Origin of the sequence: Methylocystis sp. JAN1 (genome assembly GCF_052186135.1) — a bacterium.
Taxonomy (GTDB): domain Bacteria; phylum Pseudomonadota; class Alphaproteobacteria; order Rhizobiales; family Beijerinckiaceae; genus Methylocystis.
In genome coordinates, this window is record NZ_CP181499.1 from 840326 (window position 1) to 857424 (window position 17099).

Annotated in this window: 16 protein-coding genes and 1 tRNA gene; 6 read left to right on the top strand and 11 right to left on the bottom strand. The window is 66.8% G+C overall.

Annotation, left to right across the window (positions count from 1 at the left end; genetic code table 11):
* Positions 1-21: 21 nt before the first annotated feature.
* Entirely contained in the window at positions 22-1347 is a 1326-nt protein-coding gene (locus ACNHKD_RS03980) for a dihydroorotase (RefSeq protein ID WP_442755823.1), read from the top strand.
* 9 nt (positions 1348-1356) lie between these two features.
* Here the strand turns inward: ACNHKD_RS03980 and ACNHKD_RS03985 are convergent, their stop codons facing one another.
* Both ACNHKD_RS03985 and ACNHKD_RS03990 read right to left on the bottom strand, forming a co-directional pair.
* Positions 1357-1725: a hypothetical protein gene (locus tag ACNHKD_RS03985; RefSeq protein WP_442755824.1), complete on the bottom strand. Its 369-nt coding sequence runs from the start codon at positions 1723-1725 to the stop codon at positions 1357-1359.
* An 88-nt stretch (positions 1726-1813) separates the two neighbouring features.
* The gene (locus ACNHKD_RS03990; protein ID WP_442755825.1) at positions 1814-2230 is read right to left on the bottom strand and encodes a hypothetical protein; all 417 of its coding nucleotides are present in this window, start codon (positions 2228-2230) and stop codon (positions 1814-1816) included.
* 234 nt (positions 2231-2464) lie between these two features.
* Here ACNHKD_RS03990 and ACNHKD_RS03995 point away from each other — a divergent pair, with 234 nt between their 5' ends.
* Positions 2465-2692: a hypothetical protein gene (locus ACNHKD_RS03995; RefSeq protein WP_442755826.1), complete on the top strand. Its 228-nt coding sequence runs from the start codon at positions 2465-2467 to the stop codon at positions 2690-2692.
* Here ACNHKD_RS03995 and ACNHKD_RS04000 read toward each other — a convergent pair.
* Positions 2689-3198 (bottom strand): hypothetical protein, encoded by a 510-nt coding sequence (locus tag ACNHKD_RS04000; RefSeq protein ID WP_442755827.1) that lies wholly within the window; start codon positions 3196-3198, stop codon positions 2689-2691. The two genes, ACNHKD_RS03995 and ACNHKD_RS04000, sit on opposite strands and share 4 nt — an antisense overlap.
* A 129-nt stretch (positions 3199-3327) precedes the next feature.
* On the opposite strand from ACNHKD_RS04000, the gene ACNHKD_RS04005 reads away from it, so the two are divergent.
* From ACNHKD_RS04005 to ACNHKD_RS04020, 4 genes are all read left to right on the top strand, one after another.
* Complete coding sequence (locus ACNHKD_RS04005) at positions 3328-5802, top strand: TIGR02302 family protein (protein WP_442755828.1); 2475 nt, start codon at positions 3328-3330, stop codon at positions 5800-5802.
* 61 nt (positions 5803-5863) lie between these two features.
* A complete protein-coding gene (locus ACNHKD_RS04010) occupies positions 5864-6052 on the top strand; it encodes a twin transmembrane helix small protein (RefSeq protein WP_442755829.1) in 189 nt (62 codons plus the stop codon).
* Positions 6053-6056: 4 nt separating this feature from the next.
* Positions 6057-6641, top strand: coding sequence for a cob(I)yrinic acid a,c-diamide adenosyltransferase (locus tag ACNHKD_RS04015; protein ID WP_442755830.1), 585 nt, complete (start codon positions 6057-6059; stop codon positions 6639-6641).
* 286 nt (positions 6642-6927) lie between these two features.
* A complete protein-coding gene (locus tag ACNHKD_RS04020; protein ID WP_442755831.1) occupies positions 6928-7731 on the top strand; it encodes a hypothetical protein in 804 nt (267 codons plus the stop codon).
* A 103-nt stretch (positions 7732-7834) separates the two neighbouring features.
* On the opposite strand, the gene ACNHKD_RS04025 is transcribed toward ACNHKD_RS04020, so the two are convergent.
* The 8 genes from ACNHKD_RS04025 to ACNHKD_RS04060 form a co-directional block, all read right to left on the bottom strand.
* A tRNA-Gln gene (locus ACNHKD_RS04025) sits at positions 7835-7909 on the bottom strand.
* A 51-nt stretch (positions 7910-7960) separates the two neighbouring features.
* Complete coding sequence (locus ACNHKD_RS04030) at positions 7961-9415, bottom strand: pyruvate kinase (protein ID WP_442755832.1); 1455 nt, start codon at positions 9413-9415, stop codon at positions 7961-7963.
* Positions 9416-9560: 145 nt separating this feature from the next.
* The gene (locus tag ACNHKD_RS04035; RefSeq protein ID WP_442755833.1) at positions 9561-11162 is read right to left on the bottom strand and encodes a Na+/H+ antiporter; all 1602 of its coding nucleotides are present in this window, start codon (positions 11160-11162) and stop codon (positions 9561-9563) included.
* Positions 11163-11285: 123 nt separating this feature from the next.
* Positions 11286-11966 carry a ribulose-phosphate 3-epimerase gene (gene rpe / locus ACNHKD_RS04040; RefSeq protein WP_442755834.1) on the bottom strand — a complete coding sequence of 227 codons (681 nt, stop codon included), beginning with the start codon at positions 11964-11966 and terminating at the stop codon, positions 11286-11288.
* A gap of 585 nt (positions 11967-12551) precedes the next feature.
* The gene (gene fba / locus ACNHKD_RS04045) at positions 12552-13634 is read right to left on the bottom strand and encodes a class II fructose-bisphosphate aldolase (protein ID WP_442755835.1); all 1083 of its coding nucleotides are present in this window, start codon (positions 13632-13634) and stop codon (positions 12552-12554) included.
* Between the two features lie 184 nt (positions 13635-13818).
* A complete protein-coding gene (locus ACNHKD_RS04050) occupies positions 13819-14127 on the bottom strand; it encodes a hypothetical protein (protein WP_442755836.1) in 309 nt (102 codons plus the stop codon).
* Between the two features lie 80 nt (positions 14128-14207).
* A complete protein-coding gene (gene tkt, locus ACNHKD_RS04055; RefSeq protein WP_442755837.1) occupies positions 14208-16208 on the bottom strand; it encodes a transketolase in 2001 nt (666 codons plus the stop codon).
* Between the two features lie 12 nt (positions 16209-16220).
* The gene (locus ACNHKD_RS04060; protein ID WP_442755838.1) at positions 16221-17096 is read right to left on the bottom strand and encodes a phosphoribulokinase; all 876 of its coding nucleotides are present in this window, start codon (positions 17094-17096) and stop codon (positions 16221-16223) included.
* Between the last annotated feature and the right edge of the window lie 3 nt (positions 17097-17099).

The following is a 17099-nucleotide window of genomic DNA, read 5'->3' on the forward strand; positions in this document are numbered from 1 at the left end:
ACTGCAAGCGAGGCGCCATTCATGCCGCAGACTTTCGACGTCATCCTCTCCGGAGGCGCGCTCGTCAACCAGGACGGCGAGGGGTTGCGCGACGTCGGCGTCCGCGACGGCAGGATCGCCGAGATCGGCGATCTCTCCCACGCCTCGGCCGGCGAGACGGTCGACTGCCGCGGGCTGCACATTCTCCCCGGCGTCGTCGATTCGCAGGTGCATTTTCGCGAACCTGGCCTTTCGCACAAGGAGGATCTCGAATCCGGCTCCCGCAGCGCCGTCATGGGCGGCGTCACGGCGGTTTTCGAGATGCCCAACACCAGCCCGCTCACCACCAGCGAGGCGGCGCTCGCCGAAAAGGTCGCGCGCGGGACGGGGCGCATGCATTGCGACTTCGCCTTCTGGGTCGGCGGCACGCATGAGAACGCCAAAGACCTCGCCGAACTGGAGCGCCTGCCGGGCGCGGCGGGGATCAAGGTCTTTATGGGCTCCTCCACCGGCTCGCTGCTCGTCGCGGACGACGAAGGCGTTGCGGAGGTGCTTTCCCATACGCGCCGCCGCGCCGCTTTCCACAGCGAGGACGAATATCGCCTGGAAGAGCGCAAGCCCCTGCGCGTCGACGGCGATCCCAGCTCGCATCCCGTGTGGCGCGACGTCGAGACCGCGCTGCGCTCGACCCGGCGTCTGTTGCGAATCGCGCGCGAAAAGCGCGCGCTCATCCATGTGCTGCACGTCACGACCGCTGAAGAGATCGATCTGCTCGCGCAGCACAAGGACATTGCGACGGTCGAGGTCACGCCCAACCATCTTACGCTCGACGCCGAGGCCTATCGGCGCATCGGCGCGCTGGCGCAGATGAATCCGCCCGTGCGCGAAGCGCGCCATCGCGACGCGCTGTGGGAGGGGCTGCGGCAGGGCGTCGTGGACGTCATCGGCTCGGACCACGCGCCGCACACGCTCGAGGAAAAGGCGCAGCCTTATCCGAAAAGCCCGTCGGGCATGACCGGCGTGCAGACGCTCGTGCCCTTGCTGCTCGACTCGGTGAACAAGGGCAGGCTCACGCTCGCGCGCTTCGTCGATCTGACGAGCGCGGGGCCGAACCGCGTTTTTGGCCTCGCGGGCAAGGGCCGCATCGCCAAGGGCTACGACGCCGACTTCACCGTGGTCGATCTGAGGCGTCGCGAGACCATTCGCAACGAATGGGTCGCCTCGCGCGTCGGATGGACGCCGTTCCACGGAACCGAGGTCGTCGGTTGGCCGGTGGGAACCTTCGTGCGCGGGACAAAAGTGATGTGGGAGGGTGAACTCGTCACGTCCTCGACCGGGCGGCCGATGCGTTTTCAGTCGGCGTTATGACGGCGAGAGCTACTCGGAGCAGATCGCCTTTCTTCCCGTGCGCGCTTCCGTCAACTGTCCGGTGATGCGCAGACCGTCATTCACCTTGATGGCGACGACGTCGTTGTAGAAACCGAAGCGATAATCGCGCTTCATCGGGTGGGAGTAGCCGCTTCCGTCCACATAGAAGCAGAAGGAGCTGTATTGCGGATTGGCCATTCGCGAGATCGAGCAGTGGATCTCGTAGGGGAGCGGGGCGCAATGCAGCGCCACGTCCTTGTTGGGGACCATCCAATTGGGGGAAGCGACGGAGCCGGCCAGCGCGCCCGCGGGCGCGGATAGCGGCGCCACGAGCAGCGCGAAACGAAACCGCCCGTTCTTCCGCCGTGAAAGATTCATTATCCGCCCCCGCTGCAACCGCGCGGGCAAGGAGCGCGGTTGCAGATGTCGTTGAAGCCCGTCGGATCATAAACCGGACGAGACGGCGTCACCAGCAGCTGCAGCCGCCGCCATAGCCGTAATAGGGGTAGGCCGCGCCGTAATAGCCGTAGCCGCCATAGGGATAACCCCACCCCCCCGCGCCCGCAAGGGTTCCAAGCGCCAGGCCGCCGAGCAGGCCGGCGCCGACTCCGCCGCCCCAGCCGCGTCCCCATCCGCCGCCCCAGCCGTAACGGCCCCATCCGCCGCCCCAGCCGACGCCACGACCCCATCCGCCGCCCCAGCCGACGCCGCGTCCCCAACCGACGCCGCGTCCCCATCCGCCGCCCCAGCCGACGCCGCGGCCGAAACCGCCGCCGCCCCAGCCAAAGCGTCCCCACGCCTCCGCTGGCGTCGCCACCGAAAGCGAGCTCGCGACAACTGTCGCCGCGAGGGCGGCCATCATGGCCTTTCGAACATTTTTCATCGCCGAATCTCCTGGGTCGTTGTCCGCCGCAGCCCCAAGCCACCCCTGCAACGCGAAGCCGTTTTCGTTGTTCCGGTTTTTCTTCGGCAGGCAGACGGCCGCCCGCCTGAGGCCGAAATGCTTATGCGCCTGCGCGGACAATGAGTTGGGATCTTTGGCGAAATTTCGCGACGAACAAGGATTTCCGCTTCCGGCGAAGACGCTAGCTCATTGGTTCGAAACGAGGAGACGCACATGGGCAACGCGAACGAGACGACGCCCCGCAACGAAGGCGAAGGCAATCGCACGGCGGCGAAGCACTATAACGAGGCGCAGCGCAAATTCGTCGAAAGCGGCAAGGTGGAGCCGGCCGCCAAGGACGCCGAACGCGCTCTGGAGACGAAGGAGGCCGAAGAATTGAAGCGCGCCGAGGAGGAAGGCCGCAAACACGCCAAGCCGCATGAGCAGCAGCGCGAGATTTAATCCTCGCTCCAGAAATAGTGCCACACGCCGTCCGACGCGACGCCGAGCCGCGTCGGACGCGGCTTCCTTTCGGCGTTCGCGCGCGTCAGATCGGCGAAGCGCACGCATCGCCAGCGCGCCGCCGCCTCTTCTTCGCCGGCGGGCGGGTTCCCGCTGCGCGCGAAGGCCGGCCATTCATAAAGCGTCACGGGGCCGCGCGTTATCTTGACATAGGGCTGCGACAGCACGGCGCGCATGACCTCCACCGTCTCGCGGCCCTTGCCGTCGAAGGACAGCGCTTTCAAAATTTCGATCGGGTCGGTTCCCGCCCGGAAGACGCCGCTTTTGGCGAAGAGCGGGCGAACCTCGTTCCAGTCGATCGGAACGCGCAGCGCTTCGACGTCGTTCCTGTCGAGCGCAGCAAGGATCTTGTCGCGGATCGCCCGCACCGGCGCGGGCAGCGCGGCGAGGTCGGTCGAGGGCGGCGAGACGATGTCGGCTCGATCTTGCGTTTTGGCGCGGGGCATGGCGCATGTTAACCGCGCCGCCCCGCAAAAGGCGAATTTCTGGTCCCTTGCTTAGCGCCGGCCTCTGCGAGATTGTATAGTCGCTGTCGAGCCGCCATCTAGGCGCATATGCCTCTCGCCGGAGAGCGAATGAACGACATCCCCGAAATGCAGGAGCCCCGGCCGGAAACCCGGGACGCGGGCGAGGCCGCGCTCGAACATGCGCTGCGCCGTTCGGCCGTCGCGATTCTGGCCGAGCGCCTGCTGCGCCTCGGCGCCGGCCTCGCGACGCTTGCGCTCTTTTTCATCGCGCTCTCCTGGATCGATCTGTGGCGCGCTCTTCCGTCCGATGCGCGCATGGGCGGCGTCGCGCTCTTCGGCTTCGCGGCGCTCTTTCTCGTCGCCCGCGAGATCGCGCGCGGCCTGCCGCGCCGCCGCGCCGCCGCGGCCCGTCTCGACGCGGCCGCCCAGGGCCCGCTGAAACCCGCCGCCTCGCTCGACGACACGCTCGCCGAGTCGGAAGCCGCCGATCCTGCGACCGCCGCGCTCTGGGCGCTGCATCGCAAGCGGCTGGAAGAGGCGCTGGCGAAGACGCCGGTCGCGGCCCCGCGCCCGCGCCTGCCCGAGCGCGACCCTTACGCCCTCCGCGCCTTCGCGCTCGTCGCCGCCGTCGCCGCCGCTTTTGTGGCGGGCGACGAGAAACGCGCGCGCCTCGCTGCAGCCTTCGACTGGCGCGCGGTTCATCTCCTCCCGCCCGCGCAGCGCATCGACGCCTGGTTCGATCCCCCGGCCTATACCGGCCGCCCGCCCATCGTGCTTGGGCAGGCGAGCGGCGCCTTGGAGGCGCCGGTGAACTCGACCCTGCGCCTGCGGCCCGCCGACGCGGCCGTCTCCGTCGATGGCGCGCTGGCGCCCGTGGAAAGCGCGGACAAGAAGGAGCGCGGCTTCACGCTCGCCGGCGCCGGGCGCGTCTATCTGCCGGACGGCCGCAGCTTCGATGTCGCCGCCATTCCCGACCGCGCGCCCGCGATCGCGCTGTCCGGCCGGCCGCGCAACAACGCGCGCGGCTCCATGACGCTCTCCTATCGCGCCGAGGACGATTACGGCGTGATGGGCGCGGAAGCCGTGTTCAGCGAATCCGGCGCGCGCCGCGCCCTTTACGAACCGCCGCGTCTGCCGCTCGACCTCCCCGCCGGCGCCGCCGGGCTCGGCGAGGGCCGGGCCACGCTCGATCTGGCCGACAGCCCCTATGCCGGCGCAAAAGTGACGATGCGCCTCGTCGCCAGGGACGCCGCCGGCAATGAGGGCGCCTCCGATCCGGTCGAGGTGACGCTGCCCCAGCGTCGCTTCGTGAAGCCGCTCGCCAGGGCGCTCGTCGAGCAGCGGCGCGTCCTCGCGCTTGATCCCGACGCCCGCGCCAATGTCCGCGCGGCGCTGGAGGCTTTGTCGCTTGCGCCGGAAATCTTCGAGACGCCGTCCGCCGTTCATCTCGGCCTGCGCGCGGCGCGCCGCAGTCTCGAGGGACATCCCGGCGACGACGAGTTGCGCGGCGTCGCCGACATGCTCTGGGCCATGGCGCTGAGCGTTGAGGACGGAAACACGTCCGAAGCCGAACGCGACCTTCGCGCGGCCGAGCAGGCGCTGCGCGAGGCCATGCAGCGCGGCGCCTCGGATGAAGAGATCGCCAGGCGAACGCAAGAGCTGCGCGCCGCGCTCGACACATTCCTCGAACAGCTCGGCGCCCGTCCGCCAAAGCCCGGCGAGCCGCCGCGCGAGGCCGCGCACGATCCCGAGAGCGTGACGGCGGAGGATCTGCAGGGCATGCTCGACGACATCGAAAAGGCGATGAAGTCGGGGGACACGGCGCAGGCGCAGAGGCTTCTCGACGAGTTGCAGGACATTATGGAGAACGCCCAGACGGGCGACGAGAGCGGCGCCCAGAGCGCCGCCCGGCGGCAGCGCCGCCGCGAGATGCAGAAGGCGCTGAGCGATCTCGACCAGCTCTCCCGCGAGGAGCAGCAGCTGCGCGACGACACCTTTCAGGGAATGAAAAACCCGACCGACGACGGCCGTCCGCCGCCGCGCGGCGCCCGGAAGGGCCAGCCTTCGTCGAACGACGACGCCGGCGCGGAGCGGCAGCGCCAGCAGGGATTGCGCGAGAAGCTCGAACGCCAGCAGGACGCGCTGAAGGGCGACGCCGGCGAGGCCGGCGAAGAGCTCGACGACGCCCGCAGGGCGATGAAGGAGGCGGAGGATGCGCTGAAGCCCGGCGGCGAAGGCCGCGGCAAGGCCGTCGACGCGCAGGGACGCGCCGTCGAGGCGCTGCGCAAGGGCGCCGACAAGCTCGCCGAGCAGATGCGTGGGCGGGAAGGGCAGGAAGGAGAGGAGGGCGAAGACGGCCAGGGGCAGGGCCGAGGCCGCGGGCGCGGCCGTTTCGGCCAGGGCCGCGATCCGCTCGGCCGCTCGCAGGGCGGCCAGCGCGCGTCCCACGAAAAATACGATCCGCTTGGCCTGCCGCCGGCCCAGCGCGCCCATCGCGTGCAGGAGGAGCTTCGCCGCCGCCTCGGCCAACCCGAGCGCCCAAGCGAGGAGCTCGATTATCTGCAAAGGCTGCTGACCCGATAAACGGCTTGCTCCCGCGCGGGCCTTTCTCTACTTGCTCAACTGAAACGGCGGGGAGCGAACCTTGTCCAATCTTCTGGTTTTCATCGCTGCGGCGGCGGTCTTCGCCGTCGTGCTCGCGGGCTTCTTCAATATGATCCGCGGCGGGGTCGGGTCGCCCCAGCGCTCGCAGACCCTGATGCGGTGGCGCGTCGGCCTGCAATTTCTGGCGCTCGTCATTGCGCTGACGGTGCTCTACTTCCGGGGACGTTAGGCAAGTGGTCAAGCTCGACAGAATTTACACGCGGGGGGGCGATAAGGGGGCAACCTCGCTCGCGACCGGCGCGCGCCGCCGGAAGGACGATATTCGCGTCGAGGCCTATGGCGCGATTGACGAGACCAACGCCGCGATCGGCGTAGCGCGTCTTGCGATCCAGCCGCAAGACTCCGCGCTCGACGCGATGCTGGAGCGCATCCAGAACGATCTCTTCGATCTCGGCGCCGAGCTCGCGACGCCGCCCGATCCGTCGAAGCCCCTCGATCCGGCGATGCGGCTCGTCATCGTCCCGTCGCAGGTGGAGCGGCTGGAAAAGGAAATCGACGGCCTCAACGCCGCCCTCGCGCCCTTGCGCTCTTTCGTGCTGCCGGGCGGCGCGGCGGCCGCCGCGCATCTCCATTTGGCCCGCGCCATCTGCCGCCGCGCCGAGCGCGTGATGGTGACGCTGATGCAGACGGAAGGCGAGGAGCTGTCGCCCGCCGCGCTGGCTTATGTGAACCGCCTGTCCGACTTCCTCTTCGTGGCGTCGCGCTACGTCAATCGCGAGAAGGGCGACGTGCTGTGGAAGCCGGGGGCGACGCGGTAGGGGCTGAATTTTTCAACAGGGTCTGGTTCACACTGGCCGATCGCGCTATTGCTGGCGGATCATAAAGCCGATCTGGGAAGCAATCCGGAAGATATTGTCGCGTGAATTCCATTGTGGCCGGCTTCCTCGGAAGCATTTCAGGATCCAGGGCCGGAGCGCGCTTCGGACGAAAAAGCGAGAACCGGTTTTTCGCCTGAAGCGCGTCCAAAATTTCTAGAACCGATCGCGTTGCCTGCATTTGGGCGATTCCGCCTAAAACGCGGTCCAGTAATCGAATGGAGCCAGAATGACCGACCTCGCCTCGTTTCTCGGCTATGAGAAACGCACGCCTTCTCACCAAAACGCTCTGGATCTGTTTGCCGGGTCGTGGTTTTCGGACTTTCCGGCGCAGACAGGGCTCAAAGCGGGGCCGACTCCCGGTGTCTTCGAGGACGGCCGGGTTTCTTGGGGCGCTTCGATTTTTGGCGGACTTGCCGGGCGCTCGATCCTGGAGCTCGGCCCCTTCGAGGCCTTCAACACATATCAGTTTCAAATGGCCGGCGCCGCCAGCATCGCTTCTATCGAAGCGAATAAAATCAATTTTCTAAAGTGTCTTGTAATAAAGAATATATTCAATTTATCGGCAACTTTCTTGCACGGTGATTTTATAAAATATATGCATGAGACAACGTCTAGGTTTGATATCTGTTGGGCGAGCGGCGTTCTGTACCATATGACTGCGCCGATCGAACTGTTGACAGGGATCAGGCGCGTTTCCGATAAAGCGTTTATCTGGACGCAATACTATGATGAAGCAAATATTTCTGGAGCAAACGCTCGATTCTTCGATCCATCAAAAGACAAGGAGGTTGTGTTCGCAGGCCGGCGCATTAGGCTGCACTACCGCAGTTATCTCGAAGCCGGGCAGGTTTTGTTTGCCGGAGGCGAGGATAATTTCTCTTATTGGATGGAGCGCGACGATATCCTCTTTGTTTTGGATTTTCTCGGGTTCGATGACATACAGATGGGGGTTGACAACCCCAAGCACGATGCTGGGCCGGCAATGTTTTTCACGGCGAGCCATACCGGGCGGGACGCGCGGCAGACGTAAATCCGTCCTCGTCCTAGGCGAACCGCGCGCCATTTGGCGCCAAGCCCGCTCACCGACTAGATAATATGCTGTTTTTCTTTAGCTTAGCCTGTCTAGCGCCAGGTGGCTGGGGCGGGAGGATTCGAACCTCCGTATGGCGGAATCAAAATCCGCTGCCTTACCACTTGGCGACGCCCCAAAGCGGCCCGCTCTCCATAATGCCGCGCGGGCGGCTTCGCAACCCGGCGGATCAGGCCCAGGCGTCGAGCCGGGCGAGGCGGGAGAATTTTTTCCACTGGTGGCGGTCCATCCGCGCCAGCACGTCGCGCAGGAAGCGCACCCCCTGCGGGAGATAGGCGCCCTTGTTCAGCATGACGCAGTCGGCGCGCTGGGCCATGGCGGCGTCGGTCGCCTCGGCGCGGCTGGCGACGCCCTCGTGCACGAGCTGGTCCAGCACCTGCGTCGCCCAGATCACGGGAACATGAGCGGCTTCGCAGAGCCAGAGCATTTCTTCCTGCATTTCGGAAAGTCGCGCGAAGCCGACTTCCACCGCGAGGTCTCCCCGCGCGATCATCACCGCCGTCGGATGGCGCGCCGCCGCTCGCACGATCAGGCGCGGCAGGTTACGAAGCGCGAGCGGCGTCTCGATCTTCAAGACGAGCGCCTGAAGAGGCTTCTCGCGGCGCCGCGCCGCGAGCGCCGCCTCCAGAAGCGCAATGTCTTCGACCCGCTGGACGAAGGAGAAGCCGACAAGATCCGCCAGTTCCGCCACCGTGTCGAGATCGGCCATGTCCTTCTCGGTGAGGGGCGAGAGATCGAGCTCGGCGGTCGGGAAATTGACGCCCTTGCCGGGCTTGAGGCGCAGCCCTTTCGCTCGCGCGGCGACGATCTCGACCTCCGCGCCCGCATCGTCGCGGGAAAGGACGCGGCCGGTCGCCTTGCCGTCGTCGAACGAGACTTCGGCTCCCGGCCGCAACTGCGCCACGACTTGCGGAAAATTCAGCGTAGCCGCGACGCCCTTGCCCTTCCCGTCGAGGCGCGCGGTCAGGAGAAGGCGGTCGCCGGTCGAAAGCCGGCATTTTTCCGGAGCGCGGATCTCTTCAAGCCGCAGCTTCGGACCGGCGACGTCCATCAGCACCTTGCACGTGCGCTCAAGCCGTTCGGCGGCGGCGCGCACGTTGACAGCCATGCGCCGCCAGGCGGGGGCGTCGTCATGGGCGCAATTGATGCGCGCGCAATCCACGCCGGCGGCGATGAGGGCGGAGACGAGGCTCGGATCGTCGGCCGCCTCGGAGGGCAGCGTCGCCATGATGCGGGCGCGGCGGGTCGGGCTCGCGCCGAAAACCGCGTCGCAGGCGCGCTGCAGCCCGTCGTCGCGGGCGCGCGCGGGGTAGTCCGCCTTTTCGCCGCAGAGCCGGCGCAGAGTGGCGAGCAGCGCGTCGAGCGAGATGAGGACATCGGCTTCGCTGCGCCCGAGCGAGGAGAGGCCGAAGGCGGCGAGGCGCATTTGCAGCGCCCGCAGATCGCGGCTGCGCATTGCGAGATAATGCGCGAGATTGCGCGCGCCGTCGCCGGCTTCCGCCGCCGCGCCCCAGTCGGCCAGACGCCCGTCGCCCTCGCGCGCGACCGCTTCGCGCAGCGCCGCAACGTCGTCTCGAAGCGCGGCAAGCTCCCGTTGCGCGGGGTCAGGCTGTTCTCGGCGCATGCTTTCCATCCTTCTCGCCAAATTTATTTTCAACGGCAAGACGACGGGAGTGTTACAGCGCGCAAGAGCGCGCTTCGAAAAAGCCGACGCCGGTCCTTTCGCAACGATCATCGGCGTTTGCGCGATCCTGCCTAAAGGGCGCGATCTAATGCCCGTTCGGATGTTCGCCGGCGAGCCGCCGCAGCCGCGCTTCCTCCAGATCGAGCTCGGCTTCCACCGCGTGAAGCGTGGTGTCGTGCACATTGCCGAGCTGGTGGAGGCGCAACAGCTCCGCCCGCGCGCGCGCGACGGCGGCGAGCGCCATGTCGAAATGCGCCTTCCTCATTTCGCTCACGGCCGCTTCGTCCTCGTGATTCCGGCGATAGACGAAGACGCGGCGGCGATATTCCTCGGCAAGTTTCGGATGCAGCGCCCGGCCTTCCTCGTCGACTTCGGCGGAAATCAGCTCGAGCGCGGCCGCGTAGATCTTCTCGCGCGCCTCGTGGTCGCCGAGATGCGCGCGGGACCCGACAGGCGGCGCGCTCGGCTTCAGCCATCTGACGATCGGCCCGAGCGTTCCGCCTTGAAGCAGCACCGTGACGGCGATGACGACGAAGGTCGCCAGCACGATGAAGCTCCGGCCCGGAAAGTCAACCGGCAGGGCAAGAGCGGCGGCGAGGCTCACGACGCCGCGCATCCCCGCCCATCCGATGATAACGGGGATAGCGGCGCGCGGATATGGGTCCCGCGCCCGGATCGCGGGAATGAGCAGGCGCGGCAGATAGCTCGCCGGGAAGACCCAGATGAAGCGCGCGGCGATGACCGCGCCCGTCACGATGAGCGCCTGCGGCAGCGAGGAGGTCAGCGCCGGGCCGAAGCCGCCGAGTTCGTCGACGACCTTGCGCAGCGCGAGGCCGATGAGGATGAAGACCAGCGCCTCCATCACGAAGACGGCCGAGCGCCAGACCGCCTGCGCCTCCAGACGGCTCTGCGCATCGAGGATGGCGTGCTGCGCCCATCCCATAATCAAGCCGCAGGCGACGACGGCGAGCACGCCGGAGACATGCAGCGCCTCGGCGGCGACATAAGTGATCCAGGCGATGAGGAAGCTCGCGAGGATGACGAGCTGCGTATCGCGCAGCCGCTTGAAAATGAGGTTCACCAGATAGCCGGCGACGAGGCCCACCGCGACCCCGCCGAGAGACAGCCGGGCGAAGAGGAGCGCGGCGTCGCCCCAGTCGAAGACGCCGGTCAGCGCGGCCGCCGCGGCCATGCGGTAGAGCATCAGGCCCGAGGCGTCGTTGACGAGGCTCTCGCCTTCGAGAATCGTCACGAGCCGCGCGGGAACGGGAAGCCGCGCCAGCACCGCCTTGGCCGCCACGGCGTCAGGCGGAGAGACGATGGCGCCGAGGCAAAAGCCCGCCGCGAGCGGCAGGGATGGCAGCAAGGCGTGGACCACAAGGCCGACCACGAGCGTCGTGAAGGCCACCGCGCCGATGGCGAGCATCAGGATCGGACGGAGATTGGCGCGGAAGTCCCGCCAGACGGTGAAATAGGCGCTCGACTGCAGGAGCGGCGGCAGAAACAGCACCAGGATGAAATCGGGGTCGATTTCGAAAGGCAGCCGCGCCGGCGCGAAGGAGAGCGCCATGCCGCCGATGACATAGGCGGCGGCCGGCGGCATGTTCAGCCGCCTCGCGACGAGAGAAAGGGCGAGCGCCGCGGTCAGCAGTGCGAGCAGAATGACGAAGGGTGCGTGGCCGGCCATGGCGTCTCACGGGCAGGGAAGGGGCGGCGCAAACCTAGAGCGCGAGGCGGAAAGTGAAAATCGATTTTTTGCCGGAAGCGCTCTCCGCTCCGGGCGCCGTTGCGGGAGCGGCGCCACAAGGGATCAGACGCTGACGGCGCCCGCCTGCGCCGCCGCAGCGCGCAGCGCCGCGATATTGCCGGCATATTGAGACGGGCCGCCGCGGAAGGCCGCCGAGCCCGCGACCAGCGCGTCGGCGCCGGCCTCGACGATGGCCGTCGCCGTCTCCGGCGTCACGCCGCCATCGACTTCGAGACGGATGGGGCGCCGCCCGATCATCTCGCGAATGGCGCGGATCTTTTTGAGCTGCGGCGCGATGAAGCTCTGGCCGCCAAAGCCCGGATTGACGCTCATGACGAGGACGAGATCAAGGTCGTCGAGCACATATTGCAGGCAGCTTTCATGCGTGGCGGGATTCAGCGAAACCCCCGCCTTCTTGCCCCGCGCGCGGATCGCCTGCAGCGAGCGATGGAGATGCGGGCCGCCCTCGGCATGGACGGTGATGATATCGGCGCCGGCGTCCGCGAAGGCGCCGATATAGGGGTCGACGGGCGAGATCATCAGATGCACGTCGAGCGGCAGCGTCGTATGCGGCCGCAACGCCGCGACCACGCCGGGGCCGAAGGTGAGGTTGGGCACGAAATGCCCGTCCATCACGTCGAGATGTATCCAGTCCGCCCCGGCGGCTTCCATCGCGCGCGTCTCCTCGCCGAGCTTGGCGAAATCGGCGGAGAGGATGGAGGGGGCGATGACGGTGTCGGGCATGGGGGCTGCTCGATTTGAGTTCGCCGATCCTTAGCATGGCGCGGCGGCGGGGCGCGACGAAAATGCTTGTGGTCTTTCGGCGTGACGGTGACAAATTCTTTTTCTACTCGGACGAGGGGCGACCCGCGCGAGCCGGTCTATAGCGCGTGGCGAAATCCATAAAGACATCCTCACCCTGAGGAGCCGGCGAAGCCGGCGTCTCGAAGGGCGAGGATGTAGGATGGCCGCTTGTTTTCCTCCCCTCGTCCTTCGAGACGGCCTCTTCGAGGCCTCCTCAGGATGAGGGGAGGAAAACAGCTTGGAATGCTGCCAAAGCTGCCCTCCTCGAAAGGACATGGCGTGACTATTTCAGCTAAATCCTTGTGTTTCGACGACGACAGCATGTAGGTCGAACTGTCCGACGGGCGCGCCCTGGGCGCCCCCTCGCGTGGTTTCCACGCCTCCTCCACACGACGCCCCGGCAGCCTGTTTCCGTAATTGCCGCTTATGCCAAATCGGGCGCGTGGGGAACGGCTCGGATAAGGCGCACTACGGAACCAGCAAATCACCCCGGCCGGAGCGCGCCCCCCGACCGGGGCGCAAACCTCACTCCGCCGCCTGCTTCGTCGCGAACTTTGGATCAAGCGCGCCCGACGCATAACGCTTGGCCATCTCGGCCATCGGAACCGGCTTGATCTTGCTCGCCCAGCCAGCCGTGCCGAATTCCTCGTAGCGCTGGCGGCAGACCTTCACCATCGCTTCCTGCGCCGGCTTTAAGTATTTGCGTGGGTCGAACTCGCCCTTGTTCTTGCCGAGCGTCGCGCGGATCGCCGCCGTCATGGCGATGCGGCAGTCGGTGTCGATATTGATCTTGCGCACGCCGAATTTGATGCCGCGCTGAATCTCCGCCACCGGCACGCCCCAGGTCTGGGGCATTTCGCCGCCCGCCGCGTTGAAGGCGTCCTGCAGCTCCTGCGGAACCGACGACGAGCCGTGCATCACGAGATGGGTGTTGGGCAGGCGGCGATGGATTTCCTCCACGACATTCATCGCGAGGATGGCGCCGTCCGGCTTGCGGGTGAATTTATAGGCGCCGTGCGAGGTGCCCATGGCGATGGCGAGCGCGTCGACCTTGGTGCGGGCGACGAAATCCTCGGCCTGCGCCGGATCGGTCAGCAACTGGTCATGCGACAGCTTGCCCTCGGCGCCGTGGCCATCCTCCTTCTCGCCCTCGCCGGTCTCCAGCGAGCCGAGCACGCCGAGCTCGCCCTCGACCGAGGCGCCGACCCAATGGGCGAGATCGACGACGCGGCGCGTTACGTCGACATTGTATTGGTAGTCGGCGGGCGTCTTGCCGTCGGCTTTCAGCGAGCCGTCCATCATGACCGAGGAGAAGCCGAAGCGGATGGCGCTGGCGCAGGTCGCTTCGCTGTTGCCGTGGTCCTGATGCATCACGATCGGAATGTCTGGATACATGGCGATCAGCGCCTCGATCATCTTGGCGAGCATGATGTCGTTGGCGTAGCTGCGCGCGCCGCGCGAGGCCTGGATGATGACCGGCGCGTCGACCGAGGACGCGGCCTCGAGCACGGCGAGCCCCTGCTCCATATTGTTGATGTTGAAGGCGGGCACGCCGTAATCGTGCTCGGCGGCGTGGTCGAGAAGCTGTCGCAGGGTGATGAGGGCCATGGGGACGATTCTCCCTTCGAGAGGCGGATGCCGATGGAATGGGCCGGGGCTTGCGCGGTTATTTACAGCGTACCGGAAACGAGGGCCAGTCGGGCCATGGGCGAAGCCTATTCTCCGCATACTGGGCCGGCCCGCGCCAGGGCGCTCGTGGTCAAGAAGGAAAGTCCGCCGCTGTCGACACACCTTAGTGCGTCTCTGGCGGCAGACCGACATGGCGCTCGAGGCGGCGCAGGCGCTCCTCAAATTCGTTCAGCAGGACGCCATGTCCCACCGCCGAAGAGTGATATTCCACCACCGCGCGGCGCAGTCCCACGATCTGGTCGCCAAGACGCCTTTCGAGGTTCAGCATGTCGGATGCGACATCTGCGCGAAGGGACTGCATATCCGAACGAAGCTCGGTCCCTAGAGCATCGACCTTCGCGTCGACGGCGTCCACTTTCTTGTCGATCTTGCGCAGCAGCGCCAATGTCAGGTTTTCGGGTTCGTCGCTCAATGCAGCGTCCATCGTGTCAATGCGCCTCAACCGGGCAGCCCGGCCGAGGCATCTTAGCACATTCTCCTTCGCGACGTCTCTTATTGTAAAGCTTCCGTCTGCCCGGCCCGAACCAGTGCGAGAGCCGCGTCGGCCACGGCCTCGGCGGTTATGCCGAAGTGCTTATAAAGCTCCGGCGCCGGGGCGCTCGCGCCGAAGCCGGACATGCCGATGAAGACGCTGTTTTCGCCGAGCCAGCGGTCCCAGCCGAGCCGCGCCGCCGCCTCGACGCCGATGCGCGGGCCCTTGCCCAGCACCCTGGCGCGGTAGTCGGCGGGCTGCGCCTCGAAAAGCTCCCAGCAGGGCATGGAGACGACGGCGGCCTTGATCCCCTTCGCCGCCAGCGCGTCGGCGCCCGCGAGCGCGATCTCGACTTCGGAGCCCGTCGCGAGGATCGTCACGTCGCGTCCGCCAGCCGGCTCGCGCAGAACATAAGCGCCCCTGGCCGAGAGATTTTCGGAGACGGGGCGCTCCAGCGTCGGCAGGTTCTGGCGCGAAAGGCTGAGCACGGAAGGCGTCGCCTCCTGCGCAATGGCCAGCTCCCAGCATTCCGCCGTCTCGATCGCGTCGGCCGGGCGGAAGACGAGGAGATTGGGCATGGCGCGCAGCGAGGCGAGATGCTCGATCGGCTGATGCGTGGGGCCGTCTTCGCCCAGACCGATCGAATCGTGGGTGAGCACATAGATGACGCGCAGGCCCATCAGCGCCGAGAGGCGGACGCCGCCGCGCGCATAATCGGAGAAGACGAGGAAGGTGCCGCCATAGGGCACGAAGCCGCCATGCAGCGCGACGCCGTTCATCGCCGCCGCCATCCCGAATTCGCGGACGCCGTAGTGAATGTAGCGGCCGGAGAAATCGCCGGGCCGCACCGAACCCATCCCCTTGGTGATGGTGAAGTTGGAATGGGTCAGATCCGCCGAGCCGCCGATGGTCGCGCCCGTCGCGGCGTTGATGACGCCGAGCGCCATCTCGGAGGATTTGCGCGTGGCGATTTTGGGCTTCTCCGCGGCGAGCGTGGCGCGGAAATCCGCGAGCGGGCCGGCAATCTCCTTCGCCACGTCGTTCGTCAGGAAGGTCTCGAAGGCGCGGCCCTTGGGCGAGGCGGCGCGGCGCTTCTCCCAGGCCTCGCGGGCGCTCGCGCCCCTCCTGCCGGCGGCGCGCCAGGCGGCGAGAATCGGCTCTGGCGTCTCGAAGGGCGCATGCGGCCAATCGAGCGCCGCGCGCGCGGCCTCGATCTCGGCGGCGCCGAGCGGCGCGCCGTGGACCGATTCCTTGCCCTGCTTGCCGGGCGCGCCATAGCCGATCACGGTGCGGCAGGCGATCATCGACGGGCGCTTATCGGCCTTTGCGGCTTCGATCGCCCGGGCGACGGCCTCCATGTCGTGGCCGTCGACGCGCTGCGTGTGCCACCCCGCGGCGGCGAAGCGGGCGCACTGGTCCATGGAGGTGGCGAGGTCGGTCGGCCCGTCGATGGAGATCGAATTGTCGTCCCAGAAGACGATCATGCGCGAGAGCTTCAAATGGCCGGCGAGATCGATCGCCTCGTGGGAAAGGCCCTCCATCAGACAGCCGTCGCCCGCGATGACATAGGTGTTGTGGTCGACGAGGTCGTCGCCGAAGCGCGCGGCGGCAAGGCGCTCCGCGATCGCCATGCCCACCGCGGTGGCGAGGCCCTGGCCGAGCGGGCCGGTCGTCGTCTCGACGCCGGGGGCGTGGCCATATTCGGGATGGCCGGCGGTGGGGGCGCCGAACTGGCGGAAATTCTCAAGGTCCGCCTTGGTCATGCCCGGATAGCCCAGGAGATAATGCAGGGCGTAGAGCAGCATGGAGCCATGGCCGGCGGAAAGCACGAAACGGTCGCGGTCGGGCCAGTCGGGGCGGCTCGCGTCGAACTTCATGAAGCGCTGGAAGAGCACGGTCGCGACGTCGGCCATGCCCATCGGCATGCCGGGATGGCCGGACTTGGCCTTTTCGACGGCGTCCATGGCGAGCGCGCGGATCGCGTTGGCGCAAAGGCGCGCATCAACTTTTGCTTCTGACATTTCCCGTTTCTTTCACGTCGCGCTCTTACGGCGCCTGACAAGTTCGAGGATCCTCGGCGTGAGGATGAGTTGCATCGCGAGATCGAGCTTGTTGCCCGGAATGACGATGGAATTGGCCCGCGACATCCAGCTCCCGGCGATCATGGCGACGAGATAGGGAAAGTCCACGTCCCGCGGATCGCGGAAGCGGATGACGACGATGGACTCGTCGGGAGTCGGGATCGAGCGCGCGACGAAGGGGTTGGAGGTGTCGACGGTCGGCGCGCGCTGGAAGTTGATGTCGGTCTCGGAGAATTGAGGGCAGATATAATGCACGTAATCATGCATGCGGCGCAGAATCGTCTCCGTCACGGCCTCGGTCGTGTAGCCGCGCGCCTGGCGGTCGCGATGGAGCTTCTGCGTCCATTCGAGATTGATGACGGGGACGACGCCGATCTTGAGGTCGGCGTAGCGCGCGACATTGACTTCGTCCGTCACCACCGCGCCATGGAGGCCCTCATAGAACAGGACGTCCGTATTGGGCGGCAGCTCCTCCCAGTCGGTGAAGCAGCCGGGCGGCACGCCGAGCCGGGCGGCCTCGTTCTCGTCATGGGCGTAATGGCGGTAGCGGCCGGAGCCGGTCTCGCCATATTCGCGGAAGAGATTTTCCAGCTCGGGCAGGAGATTGGCGTCGGGGCCGAAATGGCTGAAGCGATAATTGCCGCTCGCCTGCGCCTCGGCCATGCGGGCCTTCATCTCCTCGCGGTCGTGGCGGTGGAAGCTGTCGCCCTCGACATAGGCGACCTCGATGCGCTCGCGGCGGAAAATCTGCTCGAAGGTCGCCTTCACGGAACTCGTGCCGGCTCCCGAGGAGCCGGTGATCGAGATGATTGGGTGTTTGACGGACATGGG